This window comes from [Micrococcus luteus] ATCC 49442 (assembly GCF_010367585.1).
Classification (GTDB): Bacteria; Actinomycetota; Actinomycetes; order Actinomycetales; family Micrococcaceae; genus Arthrobacter; species Arthrobacter luteus_A.
Genome location: NZ_JAAAXP010000001.1, coordinates 2,315,093 through 2,329,658 on the forward strand (window position 1 = coordinate 2,315,093; position 14,566 = coordinate 2,329,658).

15 protein-coding genes and 1 tRNA gene are annotated in these 14,566 nt (G+C 65.1%); 7 read left to right on the forward strand and 9 right to left on the reverse strand.

Going from position 1 to position 14,566, the window contains the following annotated elements:
• Window positions 1–26: 26 nt before the first annotated feature.
• The 6 genes from GUV69_RS10420 to GUV69_RS10445 form a co-directional block, all read right to left on the reverse strand.
• Window positions 27–950 carry a Cgl0159 family (beta/alpha)8-fold protein gene (locus GUV69_RS10420; RefSeq protein ID WP_164202100.1) on the reverse strand — a complete coding sequence of 308 codons (924 nt, stop codon included), beginning with the start codon at window positions 948–950 and terminating at the stop codon, window positions 27–29.
• The gene (gene iolC, locus GUV69_RS10425) at window positions 947–1,981 is read right to left on the reverse strand and encodes a 5-dehydro-2-deoxygluconokinase (protein WP_164202102.1); all 1,035 of its coding nucleotides are present in this window, start codon (window positions 1,979–1,981) and stop codon (window positions 947–949) included. Before iolC ends, GUV69_RS10420 begins: the two co-directional genes overlap by 4 nt.
• 200 nt (window positions 1,982–2,181) lie before the next feature.
• Complete coding sequence (locus GUV69_RS10430) at window positions 2,182–2,586, reverse strand: tautomerase family protein (protein WP_164202104.1); 405 nt, start codon at window positions 2,584–2,586, stop codon at window positions 2,182–2,184.
• Window positions 2,587–2,885: 299 nt separating this feature from the next.
• Window positions 2,886–3,788 (reverse strand): succinate--CoA ligase subunit alpha, encoded by a 903-nt coding sequence (sucD, locus tag GUV69_RS10435; protein WP_164202106.1) that lies wholly within the window; start codon window positions 3,786–3,788, stop codon window positions 2,886–2,888.
• Window positions 3,789–3,799: 11 nt separating this feature from the next.
• The gene (gene sucC / locus GUV69_RS10440) at window positions 3,800–4,969 is read right to left on the reverse strand and encodes an ADP-forming succinate--CoA ligase subunit beta (protein WP_164202108.1); all 1,170 of its coding nucleotides are present in this window, start codon (window positions 4,967–4,969) and stop codon (window positions 3,800–3,802) included.
• A gap of 222 nt (window positions 4,970–5,191) precedes the next feature.
• Entirely contained in the window at window positions 5,192–5,899 is a 708-nt protein-coding gene (locus GUV69_RS10445; RefSeq protein WP_164202110.1) for a hypothetical protein, read from the reverse strand.
• Between the two features lie 265 nt (window positions 5,900–6,164).
• On the opposite strand from GUV69_RS10445, the gene GUV69_RS10450 reads away from it, so the two are divergent.
• Together GUV69_RS10450 and GUV69_RS10455 are read left to right on the forward strand one after the other, a co-directional pair.
• Window positions 6,165–6,497: a CU044_2847 family protein gene (locus GUV69_RS10450; RefSeq protein WP_164202112.1), complete on the forward strand. Its 333-nt coding sequence runs from the start codon at window positions 6,165–6,167 to the stop codon at window positions 6,495–6,497.
• 45 nt (window positions 6,498–6,542) lie between these two features.
• A complete protein-coding gene (locus GUV69_RS10455) occupies window positions 6,543–7,958 on the forward strand; it encodes a phosphoribosyltransferase family protein (RefSeq protein WP_164202114.1) in 1,416 nt (471 codons plus the stop codon).
• A gap of 28 nt (window positions 7,959–7,986) precedes the next feature.
• On the opposite strand, the gene pcrA is transcribed toward GUV69_RS10455, so the two are convergent.
• Together pcrA and GUV69_RS10465 are read right to left on the reverse strand one after the other, a co-directional pair.
• Window positions 7,987–10,599, reverse strand: coding sequence for a DNA helicase PcrA (gene pcrA, locus GUV69_RS10460; protein WP_431197128.1), 2,613 nt, complete (start codon window positions 10,597–10,599; stop codon window positions 7,987–7,989).
• Window positions 10,600–10,717: 118 nt separating this feature from the next.
• A complete protein-coding gene (locus GUV69_RS10465; RefSeq protein ID WP_164202118.1) occupies window positions 10,718–11,563 on the reverse strand; it encodes an inositol monophosphatase family protein in 846 nt (281 codons plus the stop codon).
• Window positions 11,564–11,595: 32 nt separating this feature from the next.
• On the opposite strand from GUV69_RS10465, the gene GUV69_RS10470 reads away from it, so the two are divergent.
• Both GUV69_RS10470 and GUV69_RS10475 read left to right on the forward strand, forming a co-directional pair.
• Window positions 11,596–12,219: a hypothetical protein gene (locus GUV69_RS10470; protein ID WP_164202120.1), complete on the forward strand. Its 624-nt coding sequence runs from the start codon at window positions 11,596–11,598 to the stop codon at window positions 12,217–12,219.
• Window positions 12,219–12,638, forward strand: a complete 420-nt coding sequence (locus tag GUV69_RS10475; RefSeq protein WP_164206428.1) for a hypothetical protein — start codon at window positions 12,219–12,221, stop codon at window positions 12,636–12,638. The genes GUV69_RS10470 and GUV69_RS10475 overlap by 1 nt, the downstream gene beginning before the upstream one ends.
• On the opposite strand, the gene GUV69_RS10480 is transcribed toward GUV69_RS10475, so the two are convergent.
• On the reverse strand, window positions 12,625–13,404 hold the full coding sequence (locus tag GUV69_RS10480) for a DUF998 domain-containing protein (protein WP_164202122.1): 780 nt from the start codon (window positions 13,402–13,404) through the stop codon (window positions 12,625–12,627). The two genes, GUV69_RS10475 and GUV69_RS10480, sit on opposite strands and share 14 nt — an antisense overlap.
• An 83-nt stretch (window positions 13,405–13,487) precedes the next feature.
• Between GUV69_RS10480 and GUV69_RS10485 the strand changes: the two genes are divergently transcribed.
• From GUV69_RS10485 to GUV69_RS10495, 3 genes are all read left to right on the forward strand, one after another.
• Window positions 13,488–13,560, forward strand: a tRNA-Arg gene (locus tag GUV69_RS10485).
• A gap of 1 nt (window position 13,561) precedes the next feature.
• Complete coding sequence (locus GUV69_RS10490; RefSeq protein ID WP_431197106.1) at window positions 13,562–14,035, forward strand: DUF6314 family protein; 474 nt, start codon at window positions 13,562–13,564, stop codon at window positions 14,033–14,035.
• A gap of 32 nt (window positions 14,036–14,067) precedes the next feature.
• Window positions 14,068–14,499: an NUDIX hydrolase gene (locus GUV69_RS10495; protein ID WP_164202124.1), complete on the forward strand. Its 432-nt coding sequence runs from the start codon at window positions 14,068–14,070 to the stop codon at window positions 14,497–14,499.
• Window positions 14,500–14,566: the final 67 nt, after the last annotated feature.

Sequence of the window (14,566 nt, forward strand, 5' to 3'; positions counted from 1 at the left end):
GCGGCGGGTTGTTGTTCCCACGATGGTTACTCCGATACTTTCGCTGAGGACTGCAGCACAGGGGTCTTGAGCAGGGACGCGGCGGTCGCGACGGCTCCGGCAACGTCGCCGTCGGCCGGATACAACAGCGTCCGCCCGACCGTGAGCCCCTGGACCCCTGGCAGCGCGAGGGCGGCCTGCCAACTGGCAAACACCTCGTCCTGAGTGCCTTCCGGATCGCCGCCCAGCAGAACGGTGGGCATGGTGGTCGCGGCCATCACGCGTTCCATCTCCGCGACTACAGGCAGTTTCATCCATGTGTAGGCGCTCGTGGAACCCAGGCCCTCGGCAATCGCGATGGACTTGATCACGGCGTCCGGGCTCAGGTCGTTGCGGACCCTGCCGTTCTGCCACGAGGACAGGAAGGGCTCCACCATGGCGATCAGCTTACGCGCAGCCAGCGAATCAATGGCCTTGGCCGTCGCTTCCAGCATGGCCACCGTATCCGGATCCCCCAGGCAGATCCGTGTCAGCATCTTCCCGCCATCCGCGCCCAACGCCTCCAGCGCGGCCGCTGTGTGACCGGTGAAACGGTCATCGACCTCATTCACCAGCCCGGAGAGTCCGCCCCGGTTCATGGAACCGAAAACGAGTTTCCCTTCCAAAGCGCCGAGCAGGAGCAGGTCATCCATGACGTCAGGAGAGGCCAGGATGCCGTCCACGGCGGGGTTCGCCAGGGCGATCTGCAGGCGGTCCAGCAGACCACGCCGGTCCGCCATGGCCACCGGATCGTTGCCGACAGCGAGGGCGCCGCGGGCCGGGTGGTCGGCGGCGACAATAAAGCTCTGGACACCGTACTTCAGGCCGGGATGGCGGCGGCGCGAGGCGGCTGCCCGGGCAACGGCGTCCGGGTCTTCCAGCCTGATCCGGCTCAGGTGTTCATAGCGGCGGGGATCGTCGTTGAGGCTCAAGACGCTGCTCCTTCGGAAACTGATTCAGGGGACGTGCCTGCGGCTGTTCCGGCGAACGCGGGCACCAGCCGGCCGCGCTCGGCCAGCAGTGAGGTGACCTCTTCCGGCGTCGGCATCGCATCAGCGCAGGACAGTCGCGAGGCCACGATGGCACCTGCAGCGTTGGCGAAGTCCAGCACCTCGGCGAGCGGCCAGCCGGCCAGCAGGCCGTGGCAGAATGCGCCGCCGAAGGAATCGCCGGCGCCCAGGCCGTTGACGGTCTCCACCTTCACCGGTGCCGACACCACGCGTTCCGTGCGGGTCTTGGCCATCACACCTTCGGGGCCAAGCTTGACCACGGCGATCTCCACGCCGGCAGCCAGCAGCCGGTCGGCCTGCTCGTCGGGAGTTCCCTCGCCGACCGCAACAGCGCATTCCTTGTCGTTGCCGATCGCGACTGTGACGTGGGGCAGGATCTTGGCGATCTGTTCCCTGGCTTCCGCTTCGGAAGCCCAGAACATGGGCCGGTAGTCCAGGTCAAGGACGGTGAACTGGCCGATCTTGAGCTGGTCGCGGTCGCGGGCCTCATGGGCCGCAAGGTGCGCTGCCCGGCTGGGCTCCTGGCACAGGCCCGTTACGGTGGACCAGAAAATCCGGGCGTTCCGGATGGCGTCCAGGTCAAGCTCTTCGGCCTTGATCTGCAGGTCCGGTGCCGTGGGGAACCGGCCGTAAAAGTACAGCGGGAACTCGTCCGTCGCCGGCTTGATCGCACAGAACGTCACGGCGGTGGGCCATTCCTTGACCGGGGTGACGAAGGAGTCGTCCACGCCGAACTTGTGCAGTTCGCGGTGCAGGTAGGTGCCAAAGGCGTCATCGCCGGTGCGGGTGATCACGCCGGTCCGGCGGCCATGCCGGGCGGCTGCCACGGCGACGTTTGAGGGTGAGCCTCCGAGGTACTTGCCGAAGGACTGCACGTCCTCCAGGTCCACCCCGATGTCGTTCGGGTAGATATCAACGCTGATGCGCCCGATCGTGAGCAGTTCGTGGTTCACGGTGATCGCGGACCTTTCTGTTGTGAACTCTTGGGACTGAGCTCCGGTGCCTGGCGGGGCCGCACGTGAGCGGGGCCACAACCACTACTCTGCACCAGAATTCATGTCCTGTCAAAGGTTTGTACTGACATAACTACAACGGAACGTAGCCTTGGGAAACAGGTCTCCAGACGGTCCCGAAATCGGGCCGCGCAAAACAGCTATTTGCGCGGAACTGCCAGTTCACCCGTGACATATTGGGCGCGGCCGAAGCCAAAGGACCAGTCGCTGGCGGTGTTTTCCACGTAGCCCAGGAATACGTCCTCGCCCGCGACGCCAACCTCGGCAAGCTGCGCGGCAATGGCCGCAAAGAGCGATTGCTTGGCGGCCTGGCTGCGGCCGCCCTGGGTGAAAATCTGGATCATCACCACATCAGGGGACCGCTCAAACCCCAGGCCGGCATCCTGGGCGAAAATCTGGCCCTGCGCGTGTTCGGTGACGATGTGGAAGTAGTCCCGCTCTGGAATGCCATACTCGGCCAGGATGGCATCGTGGATGCGACGGCTGAGGTTGCCGAGTTCCTCAGGGTTTCGGCCTGCGTTGACATCGATTCGAACCAGCGGCATTGAGCGTCTCCTTTGTAGTTTGTTCTGACATACTAACAAATAACCAAATTGAGAAGCAACAGCAACCGCCGCCCCGCTCCATAGCAACAAGGTTCCGGCGCAGCGCGGGACGCCGGCTGGACGGACTTAACGACGACGGCGCCCGCCGCCTTCGCGATGAAGGTGAGGGACGCCGTCGTACTGATGCAGTAACGCGCCTTAAACAGCAACGCGCCTTAAACAGCAACGCGGGGTCACTCCGCGCCCGATCCAACCTCTGGATGGGGCAGGGAGTGACCCCGCGTTGTGGTGCTGTGAGCCTAGAGCGCCGCGTAAACTTCGCGCAGCAGCGTGGCGGTCTCGGACGGCGTCTTGCCGACCTTGACGCCTGCAGCTTCGAGGGCTTCCTTCTTGGCCTGGGCGGTTCCGGCGGAACCGGAGACGATGGCGCCGGCGTGGCCCATGGTCTTGCCTTCGGGAGCGGTGAAGCCGGCAACGTAGCCAACAACGGGCTTGGTGACGTTGGCCTTGATGAATTCGGCAGCGCGCTCTTCAGCGTCGCCACCGATTTCGCCGATCATCACGATCGCCTTGGTCTCGGGGTCAGCTTCGAACGCAGCCAGGGCGTCGATGTGCGTGGTGCCGATGACGGGGTCGCCGCCGATGCCGATGGCGGTGGAGAAGCCCAGGTCGCGCAGTTCGTACATCATCTGGTAGGTCAGGGTACCGGACTTGGAAACCAGTCCGATGGGGCCCTTTCCGGTGATGTTGTTCGGGGTAATGCCGACCAGTGCCTCACCCGGGGTGATGATGCCGGGGCAGTTCGGTCCAATGATGCGGGTGACCTGGTTGCCGTTGGCGTCAACCTTGGACTGGGCCAGTGCCCAGAACTCGGCTGAATCCTGGACGGGAACACCCTCGGTGATGACAACGACCAGGCCGATGCCGGCCTCGATGGCTTCCACAACGGCGTTCTTGGTGAATGCCGGCGGTACGAAGACAATGGAGACGTCGGCGCCGGTTTCAGCGATGGCTTCCTTGACGGTGCCAAAAACGTTGATTTCGGTGTCGCCGTGCAGGACCGTGGTGCCGGCCTTGCGGGCGTTGACGCCGCCCACAATGTTGGTGCCGGCCTTCAGCATCAGGGCGGTGTGCTTGGTGCCTTCGCCGCCGGTGATGCCCTGGACGATGACCTTGGAGTCCTTGTTCAGATAGATAGACATGGTGCGTCCCTTTACTTAGCTGCGTTGGCGAGCTCGGCGGCCTTGTCGGCGCCCTCGTCCATGGTGGCGGCCAGGGTAACCAGCGGGTGGTTGGCCTCGGCCAGGATGCGGCGGCCTTCCTCAACGTTGTTGCCGTCGAGGCGGACTACCAGCGGCTTGTTCGCGTTGTGGCCCAGCTCGGCCAGCGCACCAACGATGCCCTTGGCGACGGCGTCACACGCGGTGATGCCACCGAAGACGTTCACGAACACGGACTTGACCTGCTCGTCACCCAGGATGACGTCAAGGCCTGCAGCCATAACCTCGGCGGAAGCTCCACCGCCGATGTCCAGGAAGTTGGCGGGCTTGACGTTGCCGTGGTTTTCACCGGCGTAGGCAACAACGTCCAGGGTGGACATAACCAAACCGGCACCGTTACCGATGATGCCCACCTGACCGTCCAGCTTGACGTAGTTCAGGTCCTGCGCCTTGGCCTTGGCCTCGAGCGGGTCGGCAGCGTCCTTGTCTTCGAGGAGCGCGTGCTTGGCGTGACGGAACTCGGCGTTCTCGTCCAGCGTGACCTTGCCGTCCAGTGCAACGATGTCGCCCGCGCCGGTCTTGACCAGCGGGTTGACCTCCACGAGGGTGGCGTCTTCCTTCTTGAAAACGTCCCAGAGCTTGAGGATCACGGCGGCGACCTTGCCGCGCAGTTCCTCGGCGAAGCCTGCGGCTGCAACGATTTCGTCAGCCTTGGCCTGGTCGATGCCAACGGCAGGATCGATGGCGATCTTGGCCAGCGCATCCGGGCGTTCGACGGCGAGCTGCTCGATTTCCATGCCGCCTTCAACCGAGCACATGGCCAGGTAGTTGCGGTTGGCCCGGTCCAGCAGCACGGAGAAGTAGTACTCCTCGGCGATATCGGCACCCTGGGCAATCATCACCTTTTTGACGGTGTGGCCCTTGATGTCCATGCCCAGGATGTTGGTGGAGTGCTCAAGTGCCTCATCAGCGGTCTTGGCTACCTTGACGCCGCCGGCCTTGCCGCGACCGCCTACCTTGACCTGTGCTTTAACAACAGTCACGCCGCCGATTTTGTCGGCTGCTGCTTTTGCTTCTTCTGGGGTGTACGCCACGATGCCGGCAAGCACGGGTACACCGTGCGCCTCGAACATATCGCGCGCCTGGTATTCAAACAGGTCCACGGTTTAGTGTCCTTCTACGTCGAAGTAGTTTCTGTACAGTCGGGCACCATCGAAGACGATGACCGGGCTGCGGATTGCACACACCTGCGACCTGTCCGGAAACGGGCCACAGCGTGCGATGCTCCACTCGGAACTCTAGTCCTCTCTGAGGACCGGCCCGTTCCACAGTACCTCTTATGTGAGTAAGCACACTATTCTATAGAGCGTAGAAAAAGCCCTAGATTACGGGGTTTTTGGGGCCTCAGACGGGGCGGGGGCGGCGGTTTCGGCACCTTTGGAAAAAGCTTCGTAATGATCCCTGGCGACGAAGAAGGCAACGCCGGCGGACACATTTCCGCACGCCACGCCGTGGTTATAGGCAGAACACCGGAGCCCGTTCCGTTCCAGGTTGGCCCCGTCGGCCAGGACGGGCAGTTCGCTGAGCGGACCGCTCTTGCTCCCTTTGGGCCCGTACGTGGCCTCCATTTGTGTGACACCGGACCGGCATTCCCCGTACGTGGCCTTGTCCGGTGTGAGCAGCGCCGTTCCCCCCAGGTAGCCGAGGCCGGTGCCCGCACAATCATCCTTGACATCGCCGGCAGCAGGTTTGGGGTAGGTCGCCAGTTCACAGTGGGCTACGGGAACGGTGGCCAGTTTGTCGTTGGCGCTGTCCGAAAAACTGTTCGGCTCGTACGGAAGGTTGAGGTGTTCGCCCTTGGCCGAGGTCAACGAACACACAATGTTCCGGTCCTCGGTGATGAAGGACAGGATTTCCCGGCCCGCCCCGAACCCTTCCGGGTCCACCAGGGCTGCCTGTTCCAGCTGTTCCAACGGCGGCAGCGGCGGCGGGGCCACATAGCCCGGGTCCTCGGTGGTGATGGTGCACGCCGTGGCCGCCAGCAAAGTGAAGGCGGCGAAGATCCCCAATACAGTCCGTCGCATGGTCCCCATTATGCTTCATGGCTGCCGCTGCGCCGGAGCGCCGCATGGGGAAGCACCAGTCGCCGAGGCTAAGGTCGCATCCGGATCAAACGCGAACTGGGTTGGAAGGTACGGGTGCCCGGGTACCTTGAATCTGTGACAGTGGATCATCCGCACTAGCCGCGTATGTTCGGGCCTTTTGCCCCTTTTGCCCACCACCCCCGGGGCATCTACTGGAGGGAGAACGGCCCCCGCTTCGGGCCTTTCCCAACCCAGTAATTGGAGTGAACCAGGCATGACCGAAGTACTGCGATACCAAGTCGGATCCGGAACGGTTCTGGTTGAAGTGGATGACAACAGCTACGGCGTAAACCACCCGGCCCGGAACGAACAAGGAATCCTCGATGTGGGCCGGCGTCTGGAAGATGCGCTTGCCGGTGTCCGGCCGGCCGCCGCGGCCGTCATGGAGGCAATGAGGGAGCTGGCTCCTGAGCGAATGGAGATCGAGTTCGGCGTCAGACTGGCAGGGGATGCAGGCGCCGTCATCGCCAGAAAAAGCGCGGAGGGCCATTTCATCCTGCGAATGTCATGGCCAGCCTCGACGGCTGCCCTCCCCGAGGAAGAATAGGGCGGCGACCGGAGCAGGCTTGGCACCTGTGGGAGGGTGTGGGTGATGTTTGAATTCCGGGACAGGGCCGACGCCGGAAGAAGGCTGGGACTGCGGCTGGCAGAGGTGCGTTGGCACGACGTGGTGGTCCTGGGGTTGCCCCGCGGCGGGGTGCCGGTCGCGTTCGAGGTTGCGGAGATTCTCAACGCGCCGCTGGATGTGATTGTGGTGCGCAAGCTGGGCGTACCGTTCCAGCCGGAGTTCGCAATGGGTGCAATCGGCGAAGGAAATGCCCGCGTGGTGGACCCGCATGTCGCCTCCGCCGCCGGCGTGAGCGACGCCAGCTTTCGGGCTGTGGAGCGGAGCGAACGCGAGTTGCTGGAGTCACGGGTTGAGCGGTACCGGCAGGGGCGGGCGCGCACGGATCTGACCAACCGCACAGCCCTCATTGTCGATGACGGTATCGCAACCGGCTCCACCGCCCGGGTCGCCTGCATGGTAGCCCGGCAGCTGGGAGCGGCAAAGGTGATCCTGGCTGTCCCGGTGGCCTCGAGCCGGGCGCTGTCCTCGCTGACCGGGGCCGGAGCCGGAGCCGGAGCCGACGATATCGTCTGCCTTGTTCCCGCCCGGAACTTCCGTGCGGTGGGCAGCTACTACCGCGACTTCTCCCCCGTTGGCGATGATGAGGTTCTGCAACTGCTCGATGTCGCCGCCCGGCGCTTCCACCCTGTCCGGGCGGAAATATCCACCGCCGACGCCGGCGGGCCCGTTCCAGAGGAATCCGTCCCCGAGGAATCCGTCCCCGAGGAATCTGTCGACGAGGAAGTGCAAATCCCCGCGGACAATGTCCGGCTTGGCGGTAACCTGCACGTGCCCGCACGGTGCGTAGCGATGGTGGTTTTTGCCCATGGCAGCGGCAGCGGACGCCACAGCCCCCGCAACCGGCAGGTCGCCAGGGTTCTTCAGAACGCCGGCATGGGTACCCTGCTGCTGGATCTTCTGAGCCCCGCGGAGGAAGGTTCCCGGGAAAAAGTGTTCGATATCGAACTGCTTGCACGGCGGCTTACGGCAGCCACCCAATGGCTCGGCACGAGGGCTGACACCAGATCCAGCCGTGTCGGATACTTTGGCGCAAGTACCGGTGCCGGTGCCGCGTTGTGGGCCGCGGCCGAGCCCGGCGCCCAAGTCGGAGCCATTGTAGCAAGGGGCGGGCGCCCGGATCTGGCCGGTCCACGGCTGGCCGCTGTCCGCGCCCCGACCCTCCTGATCGTGGGCAGCGCCGACCCGCATGTCCTTGCTCTCAACCGTGAGGCCATGACTCAGATGCGGGCGCCTGCACGGCTGGAAGTCATCCGCGGAGCCACGCACCTCTTCGAAGAACCCGGAACGTTGACCGAGGTGGCGGCGCTGGCAGCCGAGTGGTTCGTCCGTTACCTGCTGCCGGCCGTGAGTGAGGACCCCGCAGCGGGGGCCGGTCGCTGAACGGGCATCACGCTGCCCGGAGTTCCCCTCAGGCGTCCAGCTTGGTCAGCGGCGCGTAGCGGAGCAGGAGCCGCTTCTCGCCGACATCGAACTTCACCTTGGCCACGGTCTTGTCCCCTGCGCCTTCGAGGGCCAGCACCGTGCCGTTGCCGAAGCTTGTGTGGTTGACCTTGTCCCCCACGCTGACGGCCACAATTTCCTTCTGCGGCTGCACGCGGTTCTTGGCGAGGGCGGCGGGGACGTCCGCGCTGAACCCGGCCGAGGAGTCGGCGGCGGCACCCCGGGACGTCCCTGCACCCCAGAAGGATCCGTTGTAGCGGCCTGAGCCGATGGAACCGCTGTTCCCCCAGCCGCCGGACTGCCGGCTGGTTCCTTCGCGTTTCCATTCCACCAGCTCGGCCGGGATTTCCTCGAGAAACTGGCTTGCAGGGTTGTACTGGCTCTGGCCCCACATGCTGCGCACTTCGGAGCGGGTGACGTACAGCCGCTTCCGGGCGCGGGTCAGTCCCACATAGGCCAGCCGGCGCTCTTCGGCAAGCTCCTTCGGGTCCGTGGCAGAGCGCTGGTGTGGGAACAGCCCGTGCTCCATGCCGGTCAGGAACACCACCGGGAACTCGAGGCCCTTGGCGGTATGGAGGGTCATCAGCGTGACCACGCCCAGCCGCTTGGCCTCCGCCACCGCGGCGTCGATGTCCGCCCCGGGCGCGTCCGGGATCTGGTCCGCGTCAGCCACGAGGGACACCTGTTCCAGGAAGGCACCCAGGGAACCTTCCGGGTTCTCCTGTTCGTATTCACGCACGACGGCGACGAGTTCCGCCAGGTTCTCCACGCGGGACTCGTCCTGTGGATCCGTGCTGGAACGCAGCCCGGCCAGGTAGCCGGTCTGTTCCAGGACGGCTTCCAGTGCTGCCGCGGCACCGGAGCCGGTGGCTACCTCGGCGAGGTCGTCCAGCAGTTTCACGAAGCCAAGGACGGCGTTGACGGAGCGCGTTGCCATGCCCGGAGCTTCCTCGGCACGGCGGGCTGCTGCCATAAACGACATCCGCTCCCGGGAGGCAAGCGCCGCCACGGCACCCTCGGCACGGTCCCCGATGCCGCGCTTGGGTTCGTTGAGGACGCGGCGGAGGTTGACGTCGTCGTCAGGGTTGACCAGGACCCGAAGGTACGCCAGGGCGTCCTTGATTTCCTTGCGTTCGTAGAAGCGTGTTCCGCCCACCACCTTGTAGGGCAGTCCAACCCGGACCAGTACGTCCTCGATGGAGCGGGACTGGGCGTTGGTGCGGTAGAAGATGGCGACATCACCGGGGCGGAGGTTGTCCTCGTCCTGGAGCCGGTCGATTTCCTTGGCGATGAACTGGGCTTCGTCGTGCTCGTTTTCACCCACGTAGCCGATGATCTTGTGGCCTTCGCCCTCGGCCGTCCACAGCCGTTTTTCTGGCCGGTTGGGGTTCCGGGAGATCACGGAGTTGGCTGCGGTGAGAATGTTCTGCGTGGAGCGGTAGTTCTGCTCCAGCTTGATGGTGCGGGCTTCCGGGTAGTCCTTCTCGAACTCGACGATGTTGCGGATGTCGGCGCCGCGGAAGGCGTAGATGGACTGGTCCGAATCACCAACGACGGTGAGCTCGGAGGCACCGGGGCCTTCGCCCACAATCTCCCGGACCAGGGCGTACTGGGCGTGGTTGGTGTCCTGGTACTCGTCAACCAGGACGTGCCGGAACCGGCGGCGGTAGGAATCTGCGAGCGCCGGGAAGGCCCGGAACATGTAGACGGTCTCGGCGATGAGGTCGTCAAAGTCCATGGCGTTGGCCTGCCGGAGCCGCTGGGTGTAGCCCTTGAAGACGTCCGCGACGGCACTTTCGAAGGGGTCGTTGAAGTTGGCGGTGGAGGCGAAGGAGTCGGCGTCGATGAGTTCGTTCTTGAGCGCCGAAATCTTGTGCTGGATGGCCTTGGGCGCGAACTTTTTAGGGTCCAGGTCAAGGCTCTTGGACACCTGCGTGACCAGCCGCAAAGAGTCGGCGGAGTCGTAGATGGAGAAGTTGGACTTTAGGCCCACGTTGGCGGCTTCCTGGCGCAGGATGCGCACGCAGGAGGAGTGGAACGTGGAGATCCACATGATCTTGGCCCGGCCCCCTACCAGCGCCGCGATGCGCTCCCGCATTTCGGCGGCCGCCTTGTTGGTGAAGGTGATGGCCAGGATCTCGCCGTAGTGGGCGCGGTGCGTGGCGATCAGGTAAGCGATCCTGTTGCTGAGCACCCGGGTTTTGCCCGAGCCGGCGCCGGCCACAATCAGCAGGGCGGTGCCGGCGTGCTTGACGGCTTCCTCCTGCTGCGGGTTCAGTCCCTCCAGCAGTTCCGCGGCGTTTGGCCGGTGGTGCGCGTGGTCTTCGGTCCCGTCGCCGTGCGGCTGCCGGCTGGCCCAGCCGCCGCCCTGCCGGGAGCCCTGCTCTGAAGTTTCCTGCCCTGCACTCCCCTGTTCCGGAGCCTGGGCGGCGCCATCAGCGGCGCTGTGCGCGGGACCGCTGATGCGTCCGCCGCCACCAAGGTCGGCTGCCGCGGCACGGTCTTCCGGGCGCGACTTGGTGCGGGTGGAGGCCGCCGGGGCGGCCTTGAACGGTCCGTCAGAGTACGGGTCAAACAACATATCCATGGTGCCTACAAGTCTAGGCGGTGGGGCCGACAGTCACGTCCAACCCTGTGGATAACGCCACGTTGCCGGCGCCGGATCCGCCACGACACGGGCGCGCAAAGCCAGCCCGGGCTCAGGTCACCGAGCCGGACAGCAGGGCTTCGCGCAACTCCCGCACCGCCGTCGTGCCCCCTGCCATAAACCATTCCAGGCCGTTGACCTGCACACTGTCCGTGGCGCCGCCTGCGGCACGGACAATTGCCTTCCCGGGCAACCAGTCCCACTCCGGGCAGCTGTGCTGGAACCAGCAGCCCAGCTGGCCGTCGGCCACGCGGCCAAGGTCACAGGACCCGGAGCCCAGCATCCGCAGCGCAGCGGCCGACGTCGCGGCGGCGTGCCACGGCATGGCGCAGAGGGGATCCATCAGCCACGTGGGGTGGATGTAGGTGGCCGCACCGACTTCCGCCAGGGCCGCTGCATTGCGTGCCCCGCCGTCCTGGCCGGAGTCCGTGTCACGGTAGACAGTCAGAGCCTCGCCGTTGAGGGTCGCCGTGCGGGACGTGCCGCCAAGCCACAACTTGTCCTCCTCAGGCTGGAAAATCGCACCCAGCAGCACGTCCGCGGAGTCCTTCAGGGCGATGGCCGAGCACCAGTAGGTGGAGCCATGCAGGAAGTTGTAAGTGCCGTCCACAGGATCGATCACCCAGGTACGGCCGCTGGTGCCGGCCACGGATGCACCCTCCTCGCCCAGGATTCCGTCCTCCGGCCTGCATCGCTGCAGTTGCTCCAGCACGTACGCTTCGGCAGCGTGGTCGGCGGCTGTCACCACATCCGAAATGGACGTTTTCTGCTGAGACTGCAGACCTGCCATGCGCATCAGGAGGGCCAACTGCCCGGCTTCGCGCACCAGGGCTGATGCCAGCTGGTAGTCATCCAGGGCGGGGTCAAGTTCAAGGGCGCTGTGCCGGCCAGTGGTCATGGAACCAGTCTATGCAGCGCCATAATGGTGCCATGGCCAAAACCCCAGCGCAGCGGATCAAGAAGCACGGCTCCAAGGCTGTTGTGCCGCAGCACAGCCTGCCGCCGGTAATCAACCCGAGCACCAGCCGCACGCCGCAGAAAGCCCAGTCCAACAGCAACCTGATCCTGATCGCCGGCGTTGCGGTCAGCCTGTTTCTGTTCTGGTACCTCCACCTGCTGACCCTGAACCAGCTCACGCAGCTCACCGGCGGGCTGGCCATGCCTGATTCCCTGGTGGGTGGCTTCGACACAAGCTACATCGCTGACCTGCGGGCCGCGATGGATGACGACGCCCGCGGCCAGCTCAACTACGTCCACAAAACCGCCGGAACCCTGTTCCCGCTGATCTTCGGCTTCACGTGGCTGTTGCTGATCGGCACCAACGTGGCCAAAAAGTCGCTCCGCTGGGCCCTGTGGGCCATCCCGCTGCTGTTCGCGGCGGTCCGGCTATGGGGCAATGTCACCATCGATTCCATGCTGGCTGCGGAAACGGCCGACGCCGGCGCGGTGGCCCTGGCGTCCGGACTCACCATTGCGGGCTGGGTCCTGTTAGTCCTCAGCCTCCTTGCGGGGGCGGCAGCGGTGTTCCTCGGTTGGAAGCCCCGAAAAAAGTGATGGTCCGCCGCCTCAAACCCGTTGCCGCAGCCATGGCCCTTGCAGGGCTGCTGTTTGGTTTCACTGCATGCAGTGAAAGCGGCTCCTCACGGGCTGAGCGGCTGAAGACCGACATGCAGGAGGCTGCGATGTCCGTCCCCGGCGTTGCATCCGCCAATGTCCACGTGAACATGAATACCTCGGGAAACTTCATCACCGCAAAGCTCGTGGGGACAGGTACCGACGAAGCCACCCTCGCTGAGGCTTTGGAAGGAGCTCTGCCCGTAATGCTGGAGAAGACCGAAGACCTCAAGTTCGGAACGTTCTCAACCAGCATTTTTTCAGCTGATGAAGCCATCTCTGTGGGGGCGGATGCACTGGGCTACCCCGGGGGAAGTTCGCTCACCGACTTCCGCGAATTCTTCCTCAGCCGGCCCTGAGCCCCTCCGCTGAGCTAAGGAAACGCGCCCTCTCCTGCCGGTGCCTGTGCACGCGCTGGGCGATCACCAGGCCCGCCGCGGCCACACCCACTGTGATGGGGTAGCCCATAAGCCGCTCCAGCGTGCCCGGCTCGGGAACATCCATGCCCGTCAGGCCGCCGGTGGCAAGGGCCAGCAGTGACACCAGCCCGCATACCAGCACAAACCAGCCCAGCGGTGTCTGCCTCAACCAAAGCGCGCCCAGCACCACCAGCGCTGCCCCGCCGCTGAGGAAATATGCCACGGCTCCCGCAAAGTGCAGCAGGAATGCGCCCGCGTCCTCCGGGACGAAGCCCACCACCATGGTTCCCGCACCCGCGGCGCCCATCAGCACCCGCACCCAGACGGCGGCCCGCCACGGCTTCCGGCGGCCGGGCCGGACGAGGGCTCCTGCCCTGGCCGCGACGCACAGCAGCCCCGGGCTCAGCAGCAGCGCGCCGAGGAACATGCCCAGCCCCTGCACCACAAACGAGGCATTCATCAGCCAGTGCAAGGGCGAACAGACATCCCTGCCGTCATAGATCCCGCAGTGGACAGCGCCGAGGTCACTGATCCAGCCGGTCCGCCGGTCGTACGGCTGCGTCCCCGCCCAGGCGCCGATCACTGCCGCTTCAGCCACAAAATACTGCAGGACACTCAGGACGGACCAGGCGCCGATGTATTGGCGGGTGGACGCCGTGTCCGGAATATAGACCGCGGCGGCAGGGGACGTCGGGGCAGAACTCATGTCATGAGCGTAGTACGGCCTCCCACCTTGTATGCTTGTATCCGTGTCCGGACGGACCGGTCCTGCCGGCTCATCGGACACGCGCCCTCGTAGCTCAGTGGATAGAGCACGGCTCTCCTAAAGCCGGTGTCGTTGGTTCGATTCCAATCGAGGGCACTTGAAGCTTCCTGCCCCGGAGTTCCACCTCCGCGCCTACCTGCTCGGCCCGTCGCAGGCCGGCTCCACCATTGCGGGAAAGTGGGCTGTTGAACGGCACCTGCATGACAGGTCCGCAGGCACCCGCGGAACCTTCACCGGCGTCGTACTTTTTACGCCAACGGGCGACGACGGCATCATCTTCCGTGAAGAGGGCACCATGCGCTGGCCCACGTTCACCGGCCCCGCCTCGCGTGAATACCTGCTCAGAGCCGCCGACCGGCCCGACGCGCTGGACGTGTTCTTTGCCGACGGGCGCCCCTTCCACCGGATGAGCTTCACCCCGCAAGCCAACGTCGACCAGCACTGGTGCGATCCCGATACGTACCGCGTGGCCTACACCTGCGAAGGCCCTGACGCCTTCAGCTACACGTGGGATGTGAGCGGTCCGCGCAAGGACCTGCTGCTGTCATCTGTGCTGACGCGGCACGGCTGAACCTCAAGACACAACAGGCTAGGCTCGAAGCCGTGAAAGCCCGCATCGTTGTCTCCGCCGTCTGCGTCTTCGACGACGCCGGTCGCCTCCTGACCGTCCGCAAGCGCGGCACCGGCATGTTTATGCACCCCGGCGGCAAGCCCGAGTCCGGCGAGACCGCCGTCGAGGCTGCAGCCCGGGAGCTTCAGGAGGAAGTGGGCATCGTCGTCGAGCCCGGCGACCTGAAGTTGATGGGCGTCTGGATTGCCGACGCCGCGAACGAGGCCGCCACCGATATTGAAGCCACGGTGTTCCTCGCGCCGGGCACCTGGACCGCGCACCCGTCGGCCGAGATTGCCGAGATCCGCTGGCTGGACCTGGCTGTGCTGGACCGGGAGCGTGAACGAGGCATCCCCGCGCCTGCGGACCTCGCCCCGCTCCTGACCGACTACATCCTGCCGGAACTGGCCGCTTCCCGCCGTTGACCCGGCATCGAAAGGCGAGATCCCGGCGCTAAGGGCCGGCGTTAGCGGCGAGACGTCGCCACTGGAT